Origin of the sequence: Citricoccus sp. NPDC079358 (assembly GCF_040702545.1) — a bacterium.
Classification (GTDB): Bacteria; Actinomycetota; Actinomycetes; order Actinomycetales; family Micrococcaceae; genus Citricoccus.
In genome coordinates this window covers 163,411-184,723 of the sequence record NZ_JBFBLI010000001.1, presented here as the reverse complement: position 1 = coordinate 184,723, position 21,313 = coordinate 163,411, and the positions used below count along the sequence as shown (strand labels likewise).

The following is a 21,313-nucleotide window of genomic DNA, read 5'->3' as shown; positions in this document are numbered from 1 at the left end:
TTCAGTCGCCGAACCAGGCGCGGGAGAGTTCGGCGTAGTGCCCGCCGGCCGCCCGCAACTCCTCGTGGGTCCCGGATTCTACGATCCGCCCGGCTGACATCACCAGTATCCGGTCCGCGGCCACGGCCTGACTGAGCCGATGCGCCACCACCAGCCCGCTGCGACCCTGCAGCACCCGGGCCGCCGCGACGTCCAACCGGCGGGCTCCGGCCGAGCTCGCCTCCGCCGTGGCCTCGTCCAGCACCACCAGCTGCGGGTCCGCGAGCGCCACCCGGGCCAGGGCGAGCATCTGCAACTGCATGGGATCCAGCCGGTAGCCGCCCTCCCCGACGTCGGTGTCCAGGCCCTGCGGCAGGTGCGCCACCCAGCCGGCCCCCACGGACTCCAATGCCGCTTCCAGGGCCGCGCGGTCGGCCTCCGGCCGGGCCACACGCAGGTTCTCCGCCACCGTGGTGGCGAAGCCGTGCACCTCCTGGGAGACCATGGTGATGTGTTCGCGCAGACTGCCCGGATCGGCCTCGACCAGCTCGACCCCGCCCAGTCGCGCCGTCCCGGACGTCGGCGCCACCAGTCCCGCCGCGATCTGCGCCAGCGTGGACTTGCCCGCGCCGGTGGTCCCGACGACGGCCACCACCTCCCCCGGCCCGATCCTCAGGTGGACGTCGTGCAGGGCGGGGGTGCCGTCGTCGTAGATGTGGGTGACGCCGGCCAGTTCCAGCGTGCCGCCGGGCAGCCGCGCGGTGCGCTCGGGCAGCGGGAGGGAGACGACGCCGGCCATCCGGGCCAGCGAGGCGCCTGCGGACTGAACCTGGTCGAACATGCCGACCAGCGCCCCGATCGGGTTGAACAGCCGGTGGAACAGCAGAGCCGCCGTGGTCACGGCCCCGGCGGTGATGTATCCGGCGGACACGAGCAGGAACCCGGCACCCAGGATGGCCCCGAGCACCACGGCCTCAGCCCGGTTGTTCCGGCTGAACGCGCGGGTGAGGAAGCCGAACACCCCGATGGAGAGGTCGCGGGCCTGGGCGGAGGCGGCGTGGATGCGCTCGAGTTCCGGGCCCTGGGCACCGTAGGCGCGCAGGGTCCGGGCACCGGTGATCCCGCCCAGCAACCGAGAGGCACGGGTGCCGAAGGCAGCCCGCTCCTCACGGTAGATCGGCCCGGACCGGGGCAGATACCAACGCAGGGTGGTCCAGTACATCGGGACGGCCAGCAGTCCCACGAGCCCCAGCCTCCAGTCGACCGCGACCAGGCCCGCGGCCGAGACCACCACCGTGAACAGCGACTGCACCACCAGCGGCACCACCGTGGTGGCCGCCTGACTGACCTCGCGGGCATCCTCCGCCACCCGGGACACCAGATCGCCGGTCTCGGTGCCGTCCAGCCGCGCCGAACCGATCCGCAGGGCCCGATCCATCACGGCCTCGCGCAGCCCCGCCACCGTGGGTTCGGCGGCACGAGCCAGCCAGGCCTGTCCCGCCCAGGCGCAGGCGGCGGCCACAAGGCCCGCTCCAGCCACGGCGGCCGCGGCCCACCACACGGCCGCGGCAGGGTCGTTTGCACTGGGGCCACCGGCAGCTCCGGCAGTACCTGCAGCCGTGGCAGCGTCAGCAGCAGCCGGTGCCTGGTCCATTCCTCCGGCCCCGCCGACTCCGGCGGCCAGCAGGACGTCCACGAGCCAGCCGATCATCCACGGTGCCACCAGGCCGGCGACGGCGGCCAGCAGGCCCGCGATCCCCACCAGCCACACGAACGCGCGGTGGCCCCCGGTATGCCGCCAGAGCAGCCGGAAAGACTCCGCCGGCCGGGCCAGAGGAAGGACCAACGGCAGGGCGGTGTCCACTCGCTGATCGCTCATCGGGACACCGCCGTCTGGTAGGCATCCGACGTCTCCAGCAGGGAGTGGTGCGTTCCAGTGGAGGTGGTACCGTCCCCGTGCACCTGCACCACGGTGTCCGCGACGGCCAGGAAGGCCGGCGATGAGGTCACCACCACGGTGGTGCGCGGGCCGGCGCGCGGGGCGGTGCGTGCGGTGGCGGATCCGGAACCGTTCTCAGCGCGACTCCCGGCGCCACCCCCGGAGCGCAGCGACTTCACGTCCTGGGCGATCTGGAACTCGGTGACGGCATCCACCGCACTGGTCGGTTCGTGCAGGACGAGCACCTCCGGATCGGCGTGCAGGGCGCGGGCCAGGGCCAGTCGCTGACGCTGGCCGCCGGAGAGGTTGCGGCCGCCCTCGTCCACCCGGTGCTCCAGTCCGTCCGCGAAATGGCCGATGATCTCGGTGACGCCCGCCGCCGCCAGCACCTCCGGATCGATCTCGAAGACCCTGCGGGCCGGGGCCTCGTGGATGGACTGGGCACGGTGCGCGGCCGGGTGTGAGCGACCCGGCCCCTCGTGGTGCAGGGTGATGTTCGAACGCACGGTGCCGGCGAACAGGTCCACCCGGTGCGGCGCCACCACCAGGTGGTCCGCCAGCCGTGGCACCAGGCGGCTGCGCGGATGGCCACCGATCAGCACCACTCCGGCCTGGTCCCCCAGGCCGTCCACGGCTTGGAGGATGGTCTCAGCCTGGGTCGGATCATCCACCACCAGCCCCAGGAACCGGCCTGGCGGCACCTCCAGGTCCAGCCGGGCTGACCGGTCCAGCCGGGGTGCCAGGTCCAGCCCAGGTGCCGGGTCCAGTTGGGGTGCACCACCGCGCCGGACACCTGCATCCAGCGGAACCGGACCGTCGCGCTCGGCCGGGGCGCCGGCGTCGTGCTCGGGAGGCGTGACCAGCGCCAGACCGGTGATGCGCAGTCCCGCCGTCTCCGGGACCTCGTCACCGGTGTCCTCGGCCGGGACCGCGGTGAGGAAGTCCGCGATCCGCCGGGCCGCGCCATGGGAGCGGGCGAACGCGCCGATCATGTCCGTGATGGTGCGCACCGGCTCCTGGAAGAACACCGCGACCCCGACCACCGAGACCAGCGTGCCGATCGCCAGATCCCCGGACAGCACGCTCTGGCCGGCCACCACCAGGACCAGCGCCAGTACCAGGGCGGTGCCGAGGGCGCCGATCGACTCCAAGCGTCCGCTGCGCTCGGCCGTCACGACGCCGGCCCGCCCGGCCCGCTGCGACGCCTCCCGGTAGTGCGCGCTCGCCCAGCGCTCACCGCCTCCGGCGCTGAGGACCCGCAGGCCGGCGAGTATGTCACCGGCCCTGCGACTGGCCAGGCCGATCGCCTCCTGCTGAGCGGTGGAGTGCCGCGAGATGGAGCGGGAGGCCAGGGCCACGAGCAGCAGGCTGAGCGGCACGCCCACCAGCACCACGAGGCCCACCCTCAGGTCCGTGACCAGCAGGTATACCGAGACCGCCACGAGCCCGATGATCGCGGAACCGCCCCCGGCGATCTGCCGGAACACCTGGGAGGTGACGTCCGCGTCCGCCGAGGACAGCGACAGGATCTCTCCAGCATTGGACCGGGCGGCGACAGCGCCGGAGGCGAGCGGCACCTCGGCGACCTCCACCCGCAGGGCGTGGGCCTCCTGATGCAGGGCGGTGTTGGCAAGCCGGGCTCCGAAGCGGTAACCCAGGGAGAGCACGGTGAACAGCGCCGCAATCCCGAGCAGTGACAGGAGCATGGCGCGCCCGTCCAGGGGGACGATGGCCACGTTCACGATGATCCCGATGGCGATCGGCACGAAGGCCTCGCACACCTGCCACAGCGTCATCAGGGCCAGGCTCCCCGCCACGCGGCCCCGACGACGGCGGATCGCGCGCCACAGCAACCGGCCGGCGGTGCTGGGTGGCTGCGGAGCTTGCGGACCAGACCGGGAATCCCGCGGAGCCCGCGCAGCCCGCGGAGTCTCTGCGCCCTGGAGAGCTTGCGGAGCCTGCGGATCAGGCGATGTCGGCATGCTCGGACTCCTCGGGGTGATGGCCAATCTGTCCATTGTCGTATGGAGTGGGCCCGGCGGTGACATCGCAGGGGCCAGCCGTCAGCCAGTGCGGGCCGGGGATCGCACCGACCGGCAGGACCGGGCCGGCGTCGGCGTTTCTACCGGCATTGATGCAGGTCACGTGCGTACGGTGGGGACACCGTCTCAAGTCGACCACCACCAGCGGTCTCCGTCCCCTCGCGTGCTTCCCCGGCAGTCCCCCGCGAGATGGCGAGCCGTCCTGAATGGAGCCTGACGTGACAGACCACATCACCGCACCAGTCCCCTCCCCTGCACCGGCGTTCGCCCCCGCACCCACCGCGGCAGTCGCATCTGTGCCCGTGGCCTCCCGACCGGCCCGCCTGTCCCGACGACGGCTGCTGCAGGGCACCGCCGCCCTGGGCGGCGTCATCGCCTTCGGGACCGCGATCTCCGCCTCCACCACCCCGGCATTCGCCGCCACGGTGAGCCGGCCGGACATCCTCTCCACGAACGACTGGGGTGCCTCAGCCGCCAAGGGGCCACTCCCGACCCTCACGCGTCGGCCGACGCACCTGGTCATCCACCACACCACGCACGTGAACTCGGACGACTTCTCCGATGCCGCCGCCATGGAGGTGGCCCGGCTGATCCAGCGGAACCACATGACCAACGGCTGGGCGGACACGGGCCAGCAGTTCACCATCGCCCGCGGCGGCCAGATGCTCGAGGGCCGGCACGGCTCGCTCGACGCCGTGGTGGACGGGACCCGCTTCATCGAGGGCGCGCACGCCTACGGTTTCAATGACCAGTCGGTGGGCATCGAGGTCGACGGGATGTACACGCACGACGTCCCCACGGACGCGCAGTGGAGCTCCCTCGTGCATCTCAGTGCCTTCATCTGCCAGCGCTACGGGTTGGACGTGGACCGGATCATCGCGCACCGGGACGTGCCCGGCGCCCAGACGCTGTGCTGCGGTGACGCCTTCTACGGCAAGCTGTCCGCCCTGCGTGGTGAGGTGGCCTCGGCGCTGGCCAACGGGGTCGACGGCGGCTCGGGACCGTCCGGCGACTACCCCACCGTGCGTCTGGGTGACGAAGGCGACGCCGTGCGCCGGGTTCAGGTCACCCTCGACGTCATCGGTCACGATCCCGGCGCCGCCGATGGCGTGTTCGGTCCCGCCACCGAGAAGGCCCTGCGCGAGTACCAGTCTTCGCTCGGCACCGGTGTGGACGGCATCGCCGGTCCGCGGACCTGGGGCGCCCTCGCGACGCACCACGCCGCGGGCTCGACCGTGAGCTCCGGGGACAGCGGCACCGAGGTCGAGTACCTGCAGCGGGGCCTGAAGGCCTCCAGCGGCGTTGACCTGGCCACCGACGGCCACTTCGGGGACCAGACCGAGGCCGCCGTCTCCGCCTACCAGAAGGCCCGCGGACTGGCCGTGGACGGCGTGGCCGGCGCCGAGACGTGGGCCGCCCTGAAGCACGGGCAGTAGCCCGGCGGTCGTCTCTGGGGCAAGACAAAACCCCGTGGTCCCGGTTCCACGAAGGGAACGGGACCACGGGGTTCCGTGGGTCGACGCGCGCCGGGTGACCGGCCGGCGTCGTGCGCGGGATTGCTCCTGCGCTACTGCGTGCTGGGCGAGACCGCCGAAGTGGTCCCGCCCAGCAGGGGCAGCGTGAAGATCAGCGCTTCGAGAACTGCGAGGCCTTGCGGGCCTTCTTGAGGCCGGCCTTCTTGCGCTCGACGACGCGGGCGTCGCGGGTCAGGAATCCGGCCTTCTTGAGAGCGGCGCGGTTGTTCTCGCGGTCGATCTCGTTCAGGGCACGGGCGACACCGAGGCGCACGGCACCGGACTGACCCGAGGGGCCGCCGCCGGTGATGCGGACGATGACGTCATAGGCGCCCTCCAGCTCGAGGAGCTTGAACGGGTCGTTGACTTCCTGCTGGTGCAGCTTGTTCGGGAAGTAGTTCTCGAGGCTGCGGCCGTTGATGGTCCAGGCGCCGGAGCCCGGGACCAGACGCACGCGAGCGATGGCCTGCTTGCGGCGACCCACGGCGCCGCCGCCGACGGTCAGCGCGGGGCGCTCAGCGACAGCAACAGCCTCGGGGGCATTGGTGGACTCGGAGGTGTAGCTGGTCAGCTCCACTTCCTCGGTGGACTCATTCTCGTTGAGAGTCATGGTTCTCCTTGAAAGATTGTGGTGGTGCTGACCCGTTACTGGGCGACCTGGCCGATTTCGTATGTCTTGGGCTGCTGGGCGGTGTGGGGGTGCTCGGCACCGCGGTACACCTTGAGCTTGTGCAGCTGCTCAGCGGCCAGGGAGTTCTTCGGGAGCATGCCGCGGACGGCCTTCTCCACGGCGCGCACCGGGTTCTTCTCCAGCAGCTCCGCGTAGGAGACAGAGGAGAGACCACCCGGGAAACCGGAGTGTCGGTAGGCGCGCTTCTTCTCGAGCTTGGCGCCGGTCAGGGCCACCTTCTCGGCATTGATGATGATGACGAAATCGCCCATGTCCATGTGGGGGGCGAAGGTCGGCTTGTGCTTTCCGCGCAGCAGTGTTGCGGTCTGGCTGGCAAGACGACCCAGCACGACATCAGTGGCGTCAATGACGTGCCACTGGCGGTCGGCATCGCCGGGCTTCGGGGTGTACGTACGCACGTTGTTTGCCTTCGTGTTCGGTGTCGGTTACAGATTTCCGGCCCGCGGCGGTGAGTCCGTGGGCCAGTCACTGAGTTCATCGGTGCGCAGCCGGTACGCCAGGTGAGGACTGGAGTGAGGCCGGGTCCGAAAGCTTCCCGGCGGCGCCCTGGGCTATCGCGACCATGCAACCAGGCCACCCGAGGGTACAGCGAATCCGGGAAAGGACACGCACAACGAAGGTCAATACTACCGTGTCCGCGCAGCAGGGGCAAAGCAGCTGGAATTCAGGGGAAACGGCGCACGAAGGGAGGCCGGCGGACGGGCGGCGGGACGGGACGGGACGGGACGGGATGAGCTCAACTTCGACTCGACCTCGACGTCGACGTCGATCTCCACCTCCACGTCGACCTCGCCCTCCGCGTCGACCTCCACGTTAACCTCGACCTCCACGTCGACCTCGCCCTCGCCCTCGCCCTCGACCTCACCCTCGACCTCGACCTCACCCTCGACGTACTACTCCACAGATGACTGATCACGGCGTGTCATCCACAGATTTTGAGAAAGCCTTTCCGGCGCCTGTCGGATGTGATCGAATGGACGTATTCGAACACATGTTCCCATACTGCCAACGGAAAACCGGCACGAAACAGCGGAAGGCACCCGCCCGCGTCCAACCATTGGCCTACGAGGAAGGGGAAGGAGGCGGCATGACCGAGGAACACGAGTACTCACACGAAGACGAGCGAACCCACGGACTCGAACATCGGGGCGAGGACGGAGGCGCGTTCAGGGCCGACGATGAGCAAAGCTCTACGCCCCACCCTGCCGCTGCCCTGCACGAACTTCCTCTCGGCCAGCTGACGGCCTTGTTGCAAGAGACCACTCGAGCCATGGTGCATCGGCTATCCGGCCCCGAGGCCTTCAGTGAACTGGCGTCCATGGCCTCACCCGACGCCACCGGCGGCAGAGACTGGGGAGCCATGCTGTCCCCCGCTCCAGCTGAGCAGGATTCAGACGACGCAGCGGAGCCGGACTTCTCATCTGCCACTGTCGCCACCCATTCCTCTGTACCTGTCCCTGTCCCAGCCACTGTCTCCGCCACTGACCAGACCGGGCAGCCCCCCGCTCAACCAGTCACCGTCACCCTTCCGCTGCTGCACCAGGTCCTGGAGACGGTCGGGCGCTCCGTCGCGGCGGCCCAGATGACCTTGACAGGTCACACGGTGGACGCCTTCGACAATCCGCCAGAGCGTCGCCGGCTCCTGGGACTCCCTGAAGGGAAGACCGCATTCCGCGATGCAACCGACTACCTCAAGCTCGCCCTGCGCATCGACGGCACCGAAGCTCGGCGGCGGACGCGCTGGGCGGCCACCCTGCGTCCGACCCGCACGCTGTCTGGCGAGTCGTTGGCTCCCGCCCTCCCTCGGCTGTCCGCCGTCGTCCATGAGGGGAAAGTGGACCGTGCGGCCGTGGACATCATCACCACGGCCTTGGACAACGTCCGGCAGATGGCTCGTCGCGTGGGGGCCGACCCGCAGGCTGTCTCCGAACTCGTCGAGGACGGCGAGGATCGCCTGGTGACGCAAGCCGAATCCGTGGACCCGGGCACACTGCGCAAAGTCGCGGCCCACTGGCTGAAATGGGCCGAAGCGGCCGTGGATCCCGATGGCTCCGAGCCGAACGACGCCACGCTGCCCCAGTTACAGGGCCTGATCCGCAAGGGTGAACGCAATGGCCTGCATCAGTGGCTGCTCGCCGTCAACGATGAACAGAACGAGTACCTGCTGACAGTGGCGAACGCCGCGACCAATCCACGTGCGTCCTACCGCGGCCAGTCACTAGATGTATCCGGCTATGAGGGTGGCGACGGCGACGTCGCTGGGAGCGACAGTGTGAATCCGCTGTTGACGGCGGAGGTCCATTCCGAGCAGGACGGTTCCTTGACGGCGGTCACGGCGATCGATCCACGCTCAACCCAGCAGAAGCAACTCGATGGGCTGATGGCGTGCATCGCCGGCGGTCTGGCCATGATCGAAACGGACCAACTTCCCTCGACGGGTGGCACTCGTCCCCAGGTCTCAGTCCTGATCGACTTCCACACGTTGCTGGGCGACCTGGAGAAGACCGGCGCGGTCACCGCTGACGATCTCCTGCAGTTCGAGTCTTCGGCAACCTTCACCGGGCCGATCCACCCCACCACGATCCGCACCATGGCCTGTGATGCGGATATCGTGCCGGTGGTGCTCGGATCGAGCGGCGAGGTGCTCGACCTCGGCCGCGCGCAGCGCCTTTTCCCCGCCCGTCTCCGTCAGGCCGTCGCCGCACGCGATGGAGGGTGCGCCGCACCCGGTTGCTGGATCCCGGCACCGTGGTGCGACGTGCACCATGTCGAACACTGGGAACACGGCGGACCCACCTCAGTCGACAACGGGGTCCTGCTCTGCAATCACCACCATCACGCTATCCACGCCGGCGCGTGGGACATCGACATGGACTCCGGCCGGCCCTGGTTCATACCGGCCCCCTATCTGGATCCACGGCGACAACCACAGCGCAATCGGTTCTGGCGGAGATAGGCCCGTGGATGACGGGCAGGCGTTATCCGACCGTCCGCCGCGCCCGTGTGCCAGCTGCGCGGGAAGCCAAAGCACGAGGATCGGATCCAGCGTCCGGGTATTCGACGTGCTCCAGGACCAAGGCGTGCGGCGGAGCGAGCCGGGTCTGCGAGTCACGGACCATGGCTTCCAAACGTTCGCTGACCCAGCCAGCAGGATGGCGCCCCTCCCCCACCTGCACGACGGCTGCTACGAGGGCCCGAACCATGTTGTGACAGAACGCGTCCGCCTGGAGTTGGGCGGTGATCAACCCCGACTGCCGGTCACGGGTGAAGCCGAAGTCCTGCAGTTCACGGATGGTCGTGGCGCCCTCCCGCGGCTTGCAGAACGTCAAGAAGTCGTGGAGACCGAGCACGGCCTTCGCCTCGGCGTCCATCACCTCGGCATCCAACGGTTCCTTGTGCCAATACGTGGAGCGACGGTTCAGCGGGTCCCGCGTCTCGGAGGAATCGCTGATGGCATATCGGTACGAGCGCCACAACGCCGAGAACCGCGCATCAAACCCCTCGGGCGCCAAGGAAGCTCCCATCACCACCAACGCACCCCGTTCGCGGCTCAAAACGCCGCTGAGACGCCGCACCAAGGTCGACGCCGGCCCGGCCGCGTCCGGATTTCGTGTCACCGCGTTCCATTCAGCCTCGGTCAGGTCAAAGTGCACGACCTGACCACGGGCGTGCACCCCTGCATCAGTGCGGCCGGCGACCACGGTGCGGACGGGGCGGCGGATGATCGTGGCCAGGCCCTCCTCGAGCGCGCCCTGAACGGTCCGCAGCCCCGGTTGAGCGGCCCAGCCCTTGTAGTCGGTGCCGTCATAGGCCAAATCCATCCGGACACGGACGAGGGCGGGATCAGACGGCGTGGGCATGGGGATCATTCTAAATCCCGGGCCAGAATGGACAGAATGGAGAACCTTGAGCCGTGGGTGGCCTATCTGTTGACCGTGCTGCCCGGCGTGCTGCTGGTCGGCATCATCGTGGCCCTGCTGCCGCGGCAGGCGCACGGCGTGCGTATCCTGATGCTGGTCCTCGGGTTCATCTTCGTCCGCGATGCGATGAGTCCCCACGGGTTGTGGACCTTCGGCGTGGTAGCTCAGTCCAGCGCCTCGACGGCCGCCGACGCGTTCGAGCCACCCGTCTTGTGGTTGCGCTTCACTGACGATCCCATCGCCCTCCTGGTGATGGCCCTGGCATCGCTGGCCCTCGCCGCGGCGATCGTCTTCGCGTGCCGGGACCTCCGGTGGATCGTGCTGTGGACGGGGCGACGATGGTGGATCTCAGCACTCGTGGGCCTGGTGGGCGTCGTGGTGATCACGCTGCCCTTCCTATACCTTCACGGCACCCTGGTCGAGTGGTTCCCCCTCCTGGAGGAGACGCCCTTCGCCCGTCCCGTGATTCCCGTTGAGCAGCGCGGCGGGTCGGTAGCCGCCGGTGTGGTGGTCCTCCTGGCCGTCTTCGCCCTCTGCGGGAATCTGGTGGAGGAGGTCCTGTTCCGTGGATTCCTCCAGGCCCATCTGGAGGACCACTTGCCGGGACGGTCCGGCCGATGGCGTGCAGCACTGCTCTCGGCACTCATCTTTGCCGCGGGGCACCTATTCCTCGCCTACAATCTGACCGGCCTGGGTTGGCCGCTGCTCGCTTTCACCTTGTTCGAAGGACTCGTCTGTGCCGTCATCGCAATGCGTCACGGCGTCCTCGGGGCGACCGTGGCCCACGGCGGCGCCATCTTCCTCCTCACGTCTGGGCTCGTCTAATTCCTCTGACGTCCTCCACCGTCGGCTCACATCCTCTGACCCGCTGACTCGCTGGACTGGGCCCCCGGCCCCACCGGCCCCACCGACGCGGTGACCCGCTGACCCGCTGGCCCGCTGGCCCGCTGGCCCGCTGGCCCATACTGGCCTGCCGCGAACGAGCCGGGCCCCATGACGGGACCGGAACAATCGCGACGACCGCCGCAACCAGAAGCACCACAAGGACCGTCGGCGAGCCGCTACCGGAGGAGACTGCCGTTGCGGCCGTTAAACCCAACGACCCGTCCCTCCGCACGTGATGTGCATCGGAACGGGTCGTTCGGATGGTGTCTGAAGAATCCTCTGCAGACAGCCGGATCAGACCGAGAAAATCACTTCTCTTCGGTCTTCTCCTCTGCGGCAGGAGCCTCAGCGGCTTCAACCTCAGCAGCCGGAGCCTCAGCGGCTTCGGCTTCAGCAGCCGGAGCCTCAGCAGCCGGAGCGTCGGCAGACTCGGTCTCGGCAACCTCAGCCTCGGCCACGGGAGCCTCAGCCGGAGCAGCGGTCTCCGCAGCCTTCTCGGCTTCCTTGACCACGGCCTGCTTCGGGGACACCGGCTCCATGACGAGCTCAATGACTGCCATCGGGGCGTTGTCACCGTGACGGTTGCCGATCTTGGTGATCCGGGTGTAGCCACCCTCGCGCTCGGCCATGGCCGGGCCGATCACCGTGAACAGCTCGTGCACGATGGTCTTGTTGGTGCGGTTCTTGGCCGAGATGATGCCCTGGACCTTGCGACGCGAAGCCAGATCACCCTTCTTGGCGAAGGTGATCAAACGCTCGGCGAAGGGACGCAGGCGCTTGGCCTTGGTGACCGTCGTGGTGATCTTCTTGTGCTCGAACAGGTTGGCCGACAGGTTGGCCAGCATGATCCGCTCGTGGGCAGGGCCGCCGCCCAGGCGCGGTCCCTTAGTGGGGGTAGGCATTGGTGTTTCTCCTCAGATGGACCCTGACGGCTGCCGGCCATCAGGACACTATTGGTGGTGGTACAGCGAGAGAAGAGAGTGACTCAAGACCTGGCCGAAGCCCGATCCTGGTTCACGGCTCAGTACTCGCCGTAGGACTCCTCGGACTCCTGGGAGTGCAGCGAGGGGTCATAGCCAGCCGGGGAGTCCTTCAGGGACAGACCCAGTTCGGTCAGCTTTTCCTTGACCTCGTCGATGGACTTGGCACCGAAGTTCCGGATGTCCATGAGATCGGCCTCGGAGCGAGCAACGAGCTCGCCGACGGTGTGGATGCCCTCGCGCTTCAGGCAGTTGTAGGAGCGCACGGTCATTTCCAGGTCCTCGATCGGCAGTGCCATATCGGCGGCCACCGTGGTGTCCGTCGGGCTCGGGCCGATCTCGATGCCTTCGGCTTCCAGGTTCAGCTCGCGGGCCAGGCCGAAGAGCTCCACCAGGGTGGTGCCGGCAGAGGCCACGGCGTCACGCGGAAGCATGGACTCCTTGGTCTCGACGTCGAGGATGAGGCGATCGAAGTCGGTGCGCTGCTCCACGCGGGTGGCCTCGACCTTGAAGGTGACCTTCAGGACCGGCGAGTAGATGGAGTCAACCGGGATCCGGCCGATCTCCGCGTCACCGGTCTTGTTCTGAGCCGCCGTGACGTAGCCGCGGCCACGCTCGACGATGAGCTCCATGTCGAACTTGCCCTTGCCGTTCAGGGTGGCGATGTGCAGATCCGGGTTGTGGACCTCGACACCGGCCGGGGACGTGATGTCCGCAGCGGTGACGACGCCGGGACCCTGCTTGCGCAGGTAGGCGACCACGGGCTCATCGTGCTCGGAGGAGACCGAGAGCTTCTTGATGTTCAGGATGACCTCGGTGACATCTTCCTTCACACCGGCGACGGTGCTGAACTCGTGCAGCACCCCATCCACGCGGATGCTGGTGACAGCAGCGCCCGGGATGGAGGACAACAGGGTCCGGCGAAGGGAGTTTCCGAGGGTGTAGCCGAAACCGGGCTCCAGCGGTTCGATGATGAACCGGGAACGATTGTCGGCAACGACTTCTTCAGTCAGCGTGGGGCGCTGTGCAATGAGCACTGACATTTCCTTTCGGCGAGCGTCCGCCATATGACGCACACGATGGGTGGAAACGAATGGGGTGGGCGGGAGTGCACCGATGCGCACGCCCCGGCTGCCCGGACAAGCCGGGAACCAGCCGAGGGGCGTGCGCTCGGTACGAGGTCAGACGCGGCGGCGCTTGGCCGGGCGGCAACCGTTGTGGGCAGAAGGGGTGACGTCCGAGATGGAGCCGACCTCGAGGCCAGCGGCCTGGAGCGAGCGGATCGCGGTCTCGCGGCCGGAGCCGGGACCCTTCACGAAAACGTCAACCTTGCGCAGTCCGTGCTCCTGAGCGGCCTTGGCAGCCTTCTCGGCAGCCATCTGTGCAGCATAGGGGGTGGACTTGCGCGAGCCCTTGAATCCCACATCGCCGGCCGAGGCCCACGAGATGACAGCACCGGTGGTGTCCGTGATGGACACGATGGTGTTGTTGAAGGTGCTCTTGATGTGGGCCTGGCCCACGGTGATGTTCTTCTTGTCCTTGCGACGAGGCTTGCGGGTGACCGCAGCACGTGTCTTGGGGGGCATGTGTCTCTCCTACGAAAGCTGGTGTTGTGCGGAAGTGACTGTCTTGCTGGGGAGAAGCCGGAGGCAACCGTGAAGCGGGGAGGCGGCGCGGAGGCCGTCCCGTTCCGGGTGACTACTTCTTCTTGCCGGCGACAGTCTTCTTCGGGCCCTTGCGGGTACGGGCGTTGGTCTTCGTGCGCTGGCCGTGGACGGGCATGCCGCGGCGGTGGCGGATGCCCTGGTAGGAGCCGATCTCGACCTTGCGGCGGATGTCGGCTGCCACCTCGCGGCGCAGGTCACCCTCCACCTTGAAGTTGGCCTCGATGTAGTCGCGCAGTGCAACCAGCTGTTCGTCTGCCAGGTCCTTGACGCGGGTGTTCGGGTCGATACCCGTCGCCTCGATGGCCTGCTCGGAGCGGGTCTGGCCCACACCGAAGATGTACGTGAGAGCGATGACGACGCGCTTTTCGCGCGGGATGTCGACGCCTGCTAGACGTGCCATATGGCCGTCCTCCTTGTTCTTCAGAAGCAAAGGTCTGCACCAGCACGTCCCCTCCCCCGGGAATCTCTTCCCTGCGGTGCCCTGGTGACGGTTCCGGCGAAGTTCCGGAGTTTCATTCCGCCGACCGGCGTTGCCGCGGTTCGGGTCCCCGGCCCTTGCGTCCAGGGGTTGCCGTTCACCTCGGCCCCTGCTGGATCCCGGAGGGACTCAGAGGGGAATCCGCGGATTCCGGCTGTGCTGCTGTTTGGTCCGGTTGGACCTGGTCATCCGGTTGTGCTCCGGCCGACCTAAAGGTGCTGCGCGTGGACGATCCCGTCGAAAGACGAGGTCAGCCCTGGCGCTGCTTGTGGCGTGGGTTCTCGCAGATCACCAGGACGCGGCCCTTACGGCGCACCACCTGGCACTTGTCACAGATCCGCTTCACGCTCGGCTGAACCTTCATGGTTCCTCCTCCAGCGCTTGCTGTTTAGTGGTGGATGGGTTTACTTGTAGCGGTACACGATACGACCCCGGTTAAGGTCGTACGGGCTAAGTTCCACGACGACCCGGTCCTCGGGGAGGATTCGGATGTAGTGCTGACGCATCTTTCCCGAGATCGTGGCCAGAACAACATGCTCGTTCTGGAGACGGACGCGGAACATTGCGTTCGGCAATGCTTCACTGACCGTGCCCTCGACCTCGATGACACCTTCCTTCTTAGCCATGTCCTCCACTTACGTTGTGCCAGACTCCAGGCGTCGGCGCGGGTGGTGCATCCGGATCGCAGGCGACTCGAATACCCCACGTCCGTTGGACGGATGAAACCAGGCGGGGATGTTTCCGGCTGACCACCAGGGCGCATTCCAGAGGTACCTGGTGAATTCCGAAAGGACTCCCCAGGACACGGCGCACCGCAGAGACAACCAGCAAGCAATACTACTGGTTTCGGGCACAGAAGTGAAATTCACCCGCGTCGGAGTTGACCGGTCCTCCAGAAAGGGGTAGCAGCCATGGGGGGAAGGGGTCACAGCCGTGGGGAAAGGGGCAGCAGCCATGGGGAAAGGGATGCGGCCGTGGGTGCCGTTGAGCTCAAGCAGGCTCGGCTTCAGTTGCGCTCAACCGCTGCGCCCGACAGCCGTGCTTTACTCGCCGATCGGGACGGGCACCACGCCGAGCGGCGCGAGATCGGCCGCGCCGCCGTCGGGCATGGTCAGCACCCAGATGCCGCCGCGATGCCGCGCGACCGAGTGCTCCCACTGGCTGGCACGGGCCCCGTCACGGGTCACCACGGTCCAGTCGTCGGCGAGGACGTCCGTGGCCAGGCCGCCGCGCACGAGCATCGGCTCGATCGCCAGGCACAGCCCCGGCTTGACCTTGGGGCCGCGGTGTCGGGACCGGTAGTTCAGCACATCCGGTGCCTGGTGCATGGCGGTGCCGATGCCGTGGCCCACGTAGTCCTGCAGGATGCCCAGCGGAGCTCCCGGCTGCGAGGTGACGAAGTCGTCGATGGCGTCACCGATGTCACCGATGTACTTGGCCGTGGCGAACGCCGCGATGCCGTGCCACAGGGCCTGCCGGGTGATCTCGGACAGCCGCTCGTCCTCGGGGTCCGCCGTTCCGGCGGCTGAGGAACCCAGCACCACGGTCCGGGCCGAGTCGGAGTGCCACCCGTCGATGATGCAGCCACCGTCGATCTTGAGCACGTCCCCGGACTGGAGGACCCGCTCCCCCGGGATCCCGTGCACCACTTCCTCGTTGACCGAGGCGCAGATGGTGGCCGGGTAGCCGTAGTAGCGCAGGAAGTTCGGCGTGGCGCCGGCCTCCTCGAGAACCGCAGCGAACACGGCGTCGACGGCGGCCGTCGTCGTTCCCGGGACTGCCGCCGCCACGGCCGCGTCCAGGGCGCGGTGAAGGACCAGTCCGGCACGATGCATGGTCTGCATCTGCGGGACGGACTTCAGTTCGATCTGGCGGCGGTTCATCACTGCGGTTTCTCGGATCCTTCGTGGTGCGGGTGCTTGCTGACGGGTCCGCGACTACTCGGGGTTCTCGCCGTCGCCCTGGCCGATCGGCTGGACCACGGGAAGGCTGCCGGTGCGCGTACGGACGGAGTACACCGACTGGAGCAGACGCTCGGTGATGTCGTCGATCTGACCGGTGCCGTCCACGCGGGCCACGATGCCACGGGACACGTAGGACTCGATCACGGCTTCGGTCTGCTCGTGGTAGAGATCCAGGCGGTGCTGGATGACCTCGGCGGTGTCGTCGGCCCGCCCATCGGTCTCCGCACGGTTGAGCAGTCGTGCGACGAGCTCCTCATCCGGGACCGTCAGCTCGATGACGACGGTCAGGGCCTGGCCGTCCTCCGTCAGGAAGCCGTCAAGGGCCTCCACCTGGCCGGCGGTGCGCGGGTAACCGTCCAGCAGGAAGCCGTGCTCGGCGTCGGACTGGCGGATGCGGTCGGCGACCATGCGGTTGGTGACCTCGTCCGGGACGAAGTCGCCATTGTCCATGTACTTCTTGGCTTCCTTGCCGAGCTCCGTCATTTCCTTGACGTTGTACCGGAAGATGTCGCCCGTGGAAATGGCCACGATGCCGAGCTTGTCCGCAATACGGGAAGCCTGGGTGCCCTTGCCGGACCCGGGAGGGCCCATCATCAGCATGCGGGTCATAGGTATTCCTTACTGTCGATCAGCGTGAATATTCGGTTTTCAGGAGTACGTCTGGGGGTTACGTCTGTGGTGCCGGCCCTCGGATGACGGCTGTACGGAGGCGCCCGGCCCAACGCTGGACCCGGCGTCACCGCGGCGGTGGAGGTGCGCTACCGCAGCAGTCCCTCGTAGTTGTGCTGCTCCATCTGCGCATTGATCTGCTTGATGGTCTGCAACGCAACGCCCACCATGATGAGGATCGAGATGCCGCCGAACGGGAAATTCTGGTCGGCGTTGATCAGCACGAAGGCGATCATCGGGATCATCGCCAGGACACCAAGGTACAACGCTCCCGGGAAGGTGATCCTGCTGATGACGTATTCGAGGTACTTCTCGGTCGGTCGGCCCGCACGGACACCGGGGATGAAGCCGCCGTATTTCTTCATGTTGTCGCTGATCTCGACCGGGTTGAACGTGATCGTCACGTAGAAGTACGTGAAGCCGATCGTCAACAAGAAGAACAGGATCATGTAGACCGGGTGCGAGCCGGTGCCGAAGTACTCGGAGAGGAAGATGACCCACTGCGGCGGCGTGGTGCCGTCCTGCGGGGTGTTGAACTGGATGAGGATGCCCGGGAGCATCATGATCGAGGACGCGAAGATCACCGGGATCACGCCGGCCATGTTCACCTTGATCGGGATGTACGTGGATGTCCCGCCCACGGTGCGGCGGCCGATCTGACGCTTGGCGTACTGCACGGGGATGCGGCGCTGGGACTCCTCCACGAACACCACGGCCATGATGGTCAGCAGGCCGACGATCATCACGATGCCGAACACGCGCCAGCCCTGGGTGGACCAGATCTGGCCCAGGCCCGCGGGGAAGCCGGCGGCGATGGACAGGAAGATCAGCAGGGACATGCCGTTGCCGACACCCCGCTCGGTGATGAGTTCGCCGAGCCACATGATCAGGACGGTGCCCGAGGTCAGGGTGGCGATCATCAGCAGGATCACCGGAAGGCTGTCATCGGGCACGATCGGCAGGTTGCAGCCGAGCAGGGCGCCGGTGCGGGCCAGCGAGACGATCGTGGTGGCGTTCAGCAGGGCCAGGGCCACGGTGAGGTAGCGCGTGTACTGGGTCAGCTTGGACTGGCCCTGGGCGCCTTCCTTCTGCAGCTCCTCGAAGCGGGGAATGACCACCCGCAGCAGCTGCACGATGATGGCCGCCGTGATGTACGGCATGATGCCGAGGGCGAAGACGGAGACCTGCAGCATCGCGCCACCGGAGAACATGTTCACGAACGAGTACAGGCCGCCCGTGGTGTTGCCCTGGTCCAGGCAGACCTGCACGGTCCCGTAGTCAACACCGGGGGCGGGAACGAACGCCCCGAGCCGGTAGATGACGACGATCCCTAGGGTGAACCAGATCTTTCGCCGCAGGTCGGGCGTCCGGAAAACCCGGGCAATCGCGCTGAACAAGCGTCCTCCTGGAGGTGGATGGTGCTGTGATGGGACGCGGAACGCGGAACCGACGAAGGGTTGCCTTCGGCAGAACCGTTGCCGGAACCACTGACCGAGTCTAACGGAAAGAAGAAGGCCCCCGTGCCGCTATCCACGTGAATCGCACATGGACGGCGGCCCGGGGGCCAACTTTCGGTGAACGCGAGGCTCCGCGGAGCCCGCACCCAACCGGTTCAGAGCCGGTTCAGAGCCGGTTCAAAACCGAATCAAAACCGGTTCAAAACCGGTCTATGACCAGTTCAGAGGGTCTCGGTGGACCCGCCGGCTGCGGAGATCTTCTCCGCTGCGGAGGACGAGAAGGCGTTGGCCTTCACGTTCACCGCCACGGTGATCTCGCCGGTCCCGAGGACCTTCACCGGCTGGTTCTTGCGGACCAGGCCCTTGGCGATCAGATCGTCCACGGTCACGTCGCCGCCGGCCGGGAAATGCTCCGACAGCTTGTCCAGGTTCACGACCTGGAACTCGACCTTGAACGGGTTCTTGAAGCCACGCAGCTTCGGCAGACGCATCTGCAGCGGCACCTGGCCGCCTTCGAAGCCGGCCTTCACCTGGTAGCGCGCCTTGGTGCCCTTGGTACCGCGACCAGCGGTCTTGCCCTTGGACGCCTCGCCGCGACCCACACGGGTCTTGGACTTCTTGGCGCCGGGGGCCGGACGCAGGTCGTGGACCTTGATCGCGTTGGCGCCTTCGACAGTGCTGTCAACTGAGCGTTCATCAGCCATGGTTGACCTCCTCAACCTTCACCAGGTGCGGCACGGTGTTGACCATGCCCACGGTGACCTCATCGGCCTTGCGGTTGACCGTGTGGCCGATCCGCTTGAGCCCGAGGGACCGCAGGGTGTCGCGCTGGTTCTGCTTACCGCCGATGGCGGACTTGATCTGGGTGATTTCCAGCGTGGCGTCACTCACGGCGACGTTCTTACGCGTGCTGAAATTAGCCATTGGCGGCACCTGCCTTCTCGCTCTTCTTCGCGCGATCCTGCTCCATGGTGCGGAGCATCGCGTGAGGAGCGACCTCGTCCAGGGTCTTGCCACGACGGGCAGCCACGGACTGGGGCTCCTCCAGCTGCTTGAGGGCATCCACGGTGCCGCGCACGATGTTGATCACGTTGGCGGACCCCATCGACTTCGACAGCACGTCGTGAATACCTGCGCACTCCAGCACGGCGCGGACCGGACCACCGGCGATCACGCCGGTACCCGGGGAAGCCGGACGCAGGAGCACCACACCGGCGGCGTCCTCACCCTGCACGAGGTGCGGGATGGTGGAGCCGACGCGCGGGACGCGGAAGAAGGACTTCTTGGCCTCTTCAACGCCCTTCTGGATGGCTGCCGGAACTTCCTTGGCCTTGCCGTAGCCGACGCCCACCAGGCCGTCGCCGTCGCCCACGATCACCAGGGCGGTGAAGGAGAACCGACGACCACCCTTGACGACCTTGGACACACGGTTGATGGCCACGACGCGCTCCAGGAACTTGTCCTTGTCGTCATCGCGACCGCCACGGCCACCACGGTCGTCGCGGCGTCCGCCACGGCCACCGCGGTCGTTGCCGCCCGCGTTGCCACGGTCGTTACCACCGGCGTTGCCGCGGCCGCGGTCGTTGCCGCCACGGCCGCCACGGTTGCCCTGGCCTTCAGTGGACTGGCTGGCCGAGCCGGCAGCGGTCTCAGACGCGCCGCCCACGGCAGTGTTCTCGGTGTTTTCGGTCACCTGAGTGTCCTTCTTGTTGCTCTCGGTGTTCGACTCGCTCACAGCTGCAGCCCACCTTCCCGGGCACCGTCAGCGACGGCGGCCACGCGACCGTGGTACTTGTTGCCGCCGCGGTCGAAGACCACGGCCTCAATGCCGGCGGCCTTGGAACGCTCGGCCACCAGCTCGCCGACCTTCTTCGCCTTGGCGGACTTGTCGCCCTCGAAGGCGCGCAGGTCGGCTTCCATGGTGGAGGCCGAGGCCAGGGTGACACCGCGGGTGTCGTCCACGACCTGCACGAAGATGTGACGTGCAGAGCGGTTGACCACCAGACGGGGACGGACGGCAGTGCCGGAGATCCGCTTGCGGACGCGCAAGTGGCGGCGGGTGCGGGAAACGAACTTCCCCTTGCCCTTCACTTTCAGCGTGGACATTACTTACCTGCCTTTCCGGCCTTGCGGCGAATAACCTCGCCTGCGTAACGCACACCCTTGCCCTTGTACGGGTCAGGACGGCGCAGCTTGCGGATGTTCGCAGCGGTCTCGCCGACGCGCTGCTTGTCGATGCCGACCACGGTCACCTTGTTGCCCTCGACCTTGAAGGAGATTCCCTCCGGGGCCTTGACGGGAACGGGGTGCGAGTAGCCGAGGGCGAATTCGAGGTCCGAGCCCTTGGCGAGCACGCGGTAACCGGTGCCGATGACCTCGAGCTGCTTCTCGTAACCGTCGGTGACACCGACGATCATGTTCGAGATGAGGGTACGGGTCAGGCCGTGCAGCGAACGCGATTCGCGCTCGTCGTTCGGGCGGGTCACCGTGATGGTGCCCTCCTCGAACGAGACCTCGATCGGGCTGGCCACAGCGTGGCTCAGCTCGCCCTTGGGGCCCTTCACGGCAACGTTCGATCCGTCGATCTTGATCTCGACGCCGGACGGCACGGTAATCGGAAGACGTCCAATACGTGACATGTCTGTTCTACCTTTCTTCCGTCTTAGCCGTTACCAGACGTAAGCGAGGATTTCCCCACCTACGCCCTTCTTGGCTGCCTGGCGGTCGGTGAGCAGACCGGAGGAGGTGGACAGGATGGCGATACCCAGGCCGCCCAGCACGTGCGGCAGGTTGGTGGACTTGGCGTACACGCGCAGACCGGGCTTGGAGATGCGGCGCAGGCCGGCGATGGCCCGCTCGCGCTGAGGACCGAACTTCAGCTCGATGACGAGCTTCTTGCCCACCTGGGCGTCCTCTTCCGTGTAATCAGCGATGTAGCCCTCGGACTTGAGGATGTCGGCCACGCGAATCTTCAGCTTGGACGACGGCATTTCCACGGAATCGTGGAAGGCCGAGTTGGCGTTGCGCAGACGCGTCAGCATGTCTGCGACAGGATCTGTCATGGTCATGTGGGCTTCGTGCCCTTCCTCGTTGCGGTTTCCCTTCCCGGTACACCGGTGGGGACCTGC

At 67.2% G+C, this 21,313-nt stretch carries 24 protein-coding genes; 3 read left to right on the top strand and 21 right to left on the bottom strand.

All coding sequences use genetic code 11. The annotated features are described in order from the left end of the window. Position 1 precedes the first annotated feature (1 nt). Together AB0333_RS00875 and AB0333_RS00870 are read right to left on the bottom strand one after the other, a co-directional pair. Positions 2–1,858 carry an ABC transporter ATP-binding protein gene (locus AB0333_RS00875; RefSeq protein WP_366216884.1) on the bottom strand — a complete coding sequence of 619 codons (1,857 nt, stop codon included), beginning with the start codon at positions 1,856–1,858 and terminating at the stop codon, positions 2–4. Further along, positions 1,855–3,714, bottom strand: coding sequence for an ABC transporter ATP-binding protein (locus tag AB0333_RS00870; RefSeq protein WP_366216883.1), 1,860 nt, complete (start codon positions 3,712–3,714; stop codon positions 1,855–1,857). The genes AB0333_RS00875 and AB0333_RS00870 overlap by 4 nt, the downstream gene beginning before the upstream one ends. Before the next feature lie 464 nt (positions 3,715–4,178). Here AB0333_RS00870 and AB0333_RS00865 point away from each other — a divergent pair, with 464 nt between their 5' ends. Beyond that, a complete protein-coding gene (locus AB0333_RS00865) occupies positions 4,179–5,396 on the top strand; it encodes an N-acetylmuramoyl-L-alanine amidase (RefSeq protein ID WP_366216882.1) in 1,218 nt (405 codons plus the stop codon). A 190-nt stretch (positions 5,397–5,586) separates the two neighbouring features. On the opposite strand, the gene rpsI is transcribed toward AB0333_RS00865, so the two are convergent. The 3 genes from rpsI to AB0333_RS00850 form a co-directional block, all read right to left on the bottom strand. After that, positions 5,587–6,084 (bottom strand): 30S ribosomal protein S9, encoded by a 498-nt coding sequence (gene rpsI / locus AB0333_RS00860; protein WP_313817047.1) that lies wholly within the window; start codon positions 6,082–6,084, stop codon positions 5,587–5,589. Positions 6,085–6,119: 35 nt separating this feature from the next. Continuing rightward, on the bottom strand, positions 6,120–6,563 hold the full coding sequence (gene rplM, locus AB0333_RS00855) for a 50S ribosomal protein L13 (RefSeq protein WP_115931866.1): 444 nt from the start codon (positions 6,561–6,563) through the stop codon (positions 6,120–6,122). Positions 6,564–6,791: 228 nt separating this feature from the next. Continuing rightward, positions 6,792–6,995: a hypothetical protein gene (locus AB0333_RS00850; protein ID WP_366216881.1), complete on the bottom strand. Its 204-nt coding sequence runs from the start codon at positions 6,993–6,995 to the stop codon at positions 6,792–6,794. Positions 6,996–7,069: 74 nt separating this feature from the next. Between AB0333_RS00850 and AB0333_RS00845 the strand changes: the two genes are divergently transcribed. Next, on the top strand, positions 7,070–9,121 hold the full coding sequence (locus AB0333_RS00845) for a DUF222 domain-containing protein (RefSeq protein ID WP_366216880.1): 2,052 nt from the start codon (positions 7,070–7,072) through the stop codon (positions 9,119–9,121). A 22-nt stretch (positions 9,122–9,143) separates the two neighbouring features. Here AB0333_RS00845 and truA read toward each other — a convergent pair whose 3' ends face one another. Beyond that, positions 9,144–10,025, bottom strand: a complete 882-nt coding sequence (truA, locus tag AB0333_RS00840) for a tRNA pseudouridine(38-40) synthase TruA (RefSeq protein WP_366216879.1) — start codon at positions 10,023–10,025, stop codon at positions 9,144–9,146. 36 nt (positions 10,026–10,061) lie between these two features. Here truA and AB0333_RS00835 point away from each other — a divergent pair, with 36 nt between their 5' ends. Next, positions 10,062–10,910, top strand: coding sequence for a CPBP family intramembrane glutamic endopeptidase (locus tag AB0333_RS00835; protein ID WP_366216878.1), 849 nt, complete (start codon positions 10,062–10,064; stop codon positions 10,908–10,910). 368 nt (positions 10,911–11,278) lie between these two features. Here the strand turns inward: AB0333_RS00835 and rplQ are convergent, their stop codons facing one another. The 15 genes from rplQ to rpsH all read right to left on the bottom strand — a co-directional run bounded on the left by rplQ (position 11,279) and on the right by rpsH (position 21,253). Beyond that, positions 11,279–11,872, bottom strand: a complete 594-nt coding sequence (gene rplQ / locus AB0333_RS00830) for a 50S ribosomal protein L17 (RefSeq protein ID WP_366216877.1) — start codon at positions 11,870–11,872, stop codon at positions 11,279–11,281. Between the two features lie 119 nt (positions 11,873–11,991). Beyond that, positions 11,992–12,987 carry a DNA-directed RNA polymerase subunit alpha gene (locus AB0333_RS00825; RefSeq protein WP_159552306.1) on the bottom strand — a complete coding sequence of 332 codons (996 nt, stop codon included), beginning with the start codon at positions 12,985–12,987 and terminating at the stop codon, positions 11,992–11,994. Positions 12,988–13,131: 144 nt separating this feature from the next. Further along, complete coding sequence (rpsK, locus tag AB0333_RS00820) at positions 13,132–13,536, bottom strand: 30S ribosomal protein S11 (protein ID WP_115931872.1); 405 nt, start codon at positions 13,534–13,536, stop codon at positions 13,132–13,134. Between the two features lie 112 nt (positions 13,537–13,648). Then, positions 13,649–14,017, bottom strand: coding sequence for a 30S ribosomal protein S13 (gene rpsM / locus AB0333_RS00815; protein ID WP_115931873.1), 369 nt, complete (start codon positions 14,015–14,017; stop codon positions 13,649–13,651). A gap of 328 nt (positions 14,018–14,345) precedes the next feature. After that, entirely contained in the window at positions 14,346–14,459 is a 114-nt protein-coding gene (gene rpmJ / locus AB0333_RS00810) for a 50S ribosomal protein L36 (RefSeq protein WP_010145295.1), read from the bottom strand. 40 nt (positions 14,460–14,499) lie between these two features. Continuing rightward, positions 14,500–14,721 carry a translation initiation factor IF-1 gene (gene infA / locus AB0333_RS00805; protein ID WP_010080397.1) on the bottom strand — a complete coding sequence of 74 codons (222 nt, stop codon included), beginning with the start codon at positions 14,719–14,721 and terminating at the stop codon, positions 14,500–14,502. Positions 14,722–15,138: 417 nt separating this feature from the next. Then, a complete protein-coding gene (map, locus tag AB0333_RS00800; RefSeq protein WP_366216876.1) occupies positions 15,139–15,978 on the bottom strand; it encodes a type I methionyl aminopeptidase in 840 nt (279 codons plus the stop codon). Between the two features lie 54 nt (positions 15,979–16,032). Beyond that, entirely contained in the window at positions 16,033–16,668 is a 636-nt protein-coding gene (locus AB0333_RS00795; RefSeq protein ID WP_366216875.1) for an adenylate kinase, read from the bottom strand. A 149-nt stretch (positions 16,669–16,817) separates the two neighbouring features. Continuing rightward, entirely contained in the window at positions 16,818–18,125 is a 1,308-nt protein-coding gene (secY, locus tag AB0333_RS00790; RefSeq protein WP_366216874.1) for a preprotein translocase subunit SecY, read from the bottom strand. Between the two features lie 281 nt (positions 18,126–18,406). Continuing rightward, positions 18,407–18,889, bottom strand: a complete 483-nt coding sequence (rplO, locus tag AB0333_RS00785; RefSeq protein WP_366216873.1) for a 50S ribosomal protein L15 — start codon at positions 18,887–18,889, stop codon at positions 18,407–18,409. Beyond that, positions 18,882–19,109 carry a 50S ribosomal protein L30 gene (gene rpmD, locus AB0333_RS00780; RefSeq protein WP_344229949.1) on the bottom strand — a complete coding sequence of 76 codons (228 nt, stop codon included), beginning with the start codon at positions 19,107–19,109 and terminating at the stop codon, positions 18,882–18,884. Before rpmD ends, rplO begins: the two co-directional genes overlap by 8 nt. Next, positions 19,102–19,920 carry a 30S ribosomal protein S5 gene (gene rpsE / locus AB0333_RS00775; protein WP_366216872.1) on the bottom strand — a complete coding sequence of 273 codons (819 nt, stop codon included), beginning with the start codon at positions 19,918–19,920 and terminating at the stop codon, positions 19,102–19,104. Before rpsE ends, rpmD begins: the two co-directional genes overlap by 8 nt. Then, a complete protein-coding gene (gene rplR, locus AB0333_RS00770; protein ID WP_188806054.1) occupies positions 19,917–20,291 on the bottom strand; it encodes a 50S ribosomal protein L18 in 375 nt (124 codons plus the stop codon). The genes rpsE and rplR overlap by 4 nt, the downstream gene beginning before the upstream one ends. Continuing rightward, positions 20,291–20,824 carry a 50S ribosomal protein L6 gene (gene rplF / locus AB0333_RS00765; protein ID WP_188806053.1) on the bottom strand — a complete coding sequence of 178 codons (534 nt, stop codon included), beginning with the start codon at positions 20,822–20,824 and terminating at the stop codon, positions 20,291–20,293. Before rplF ends, rplR begins: the two co-directional genes overlap by 1 nt. Positions 20,825–20,854: 30 nt before the next feature. After that, positions 20,855–21,253: a 30S ribosomal protein S8 gene (gene rpsH, locus AB0333_RS00760; RefSeq protein ID WP_366216870.1), complete on the bottom strand. Its 399-nt coding sequence runs from the start codon at positions 21,251–21,253 to the stop codon at positions 20,855–20,857. Positions 21,254–21,313: the final 60 nt, after the last annotated feature.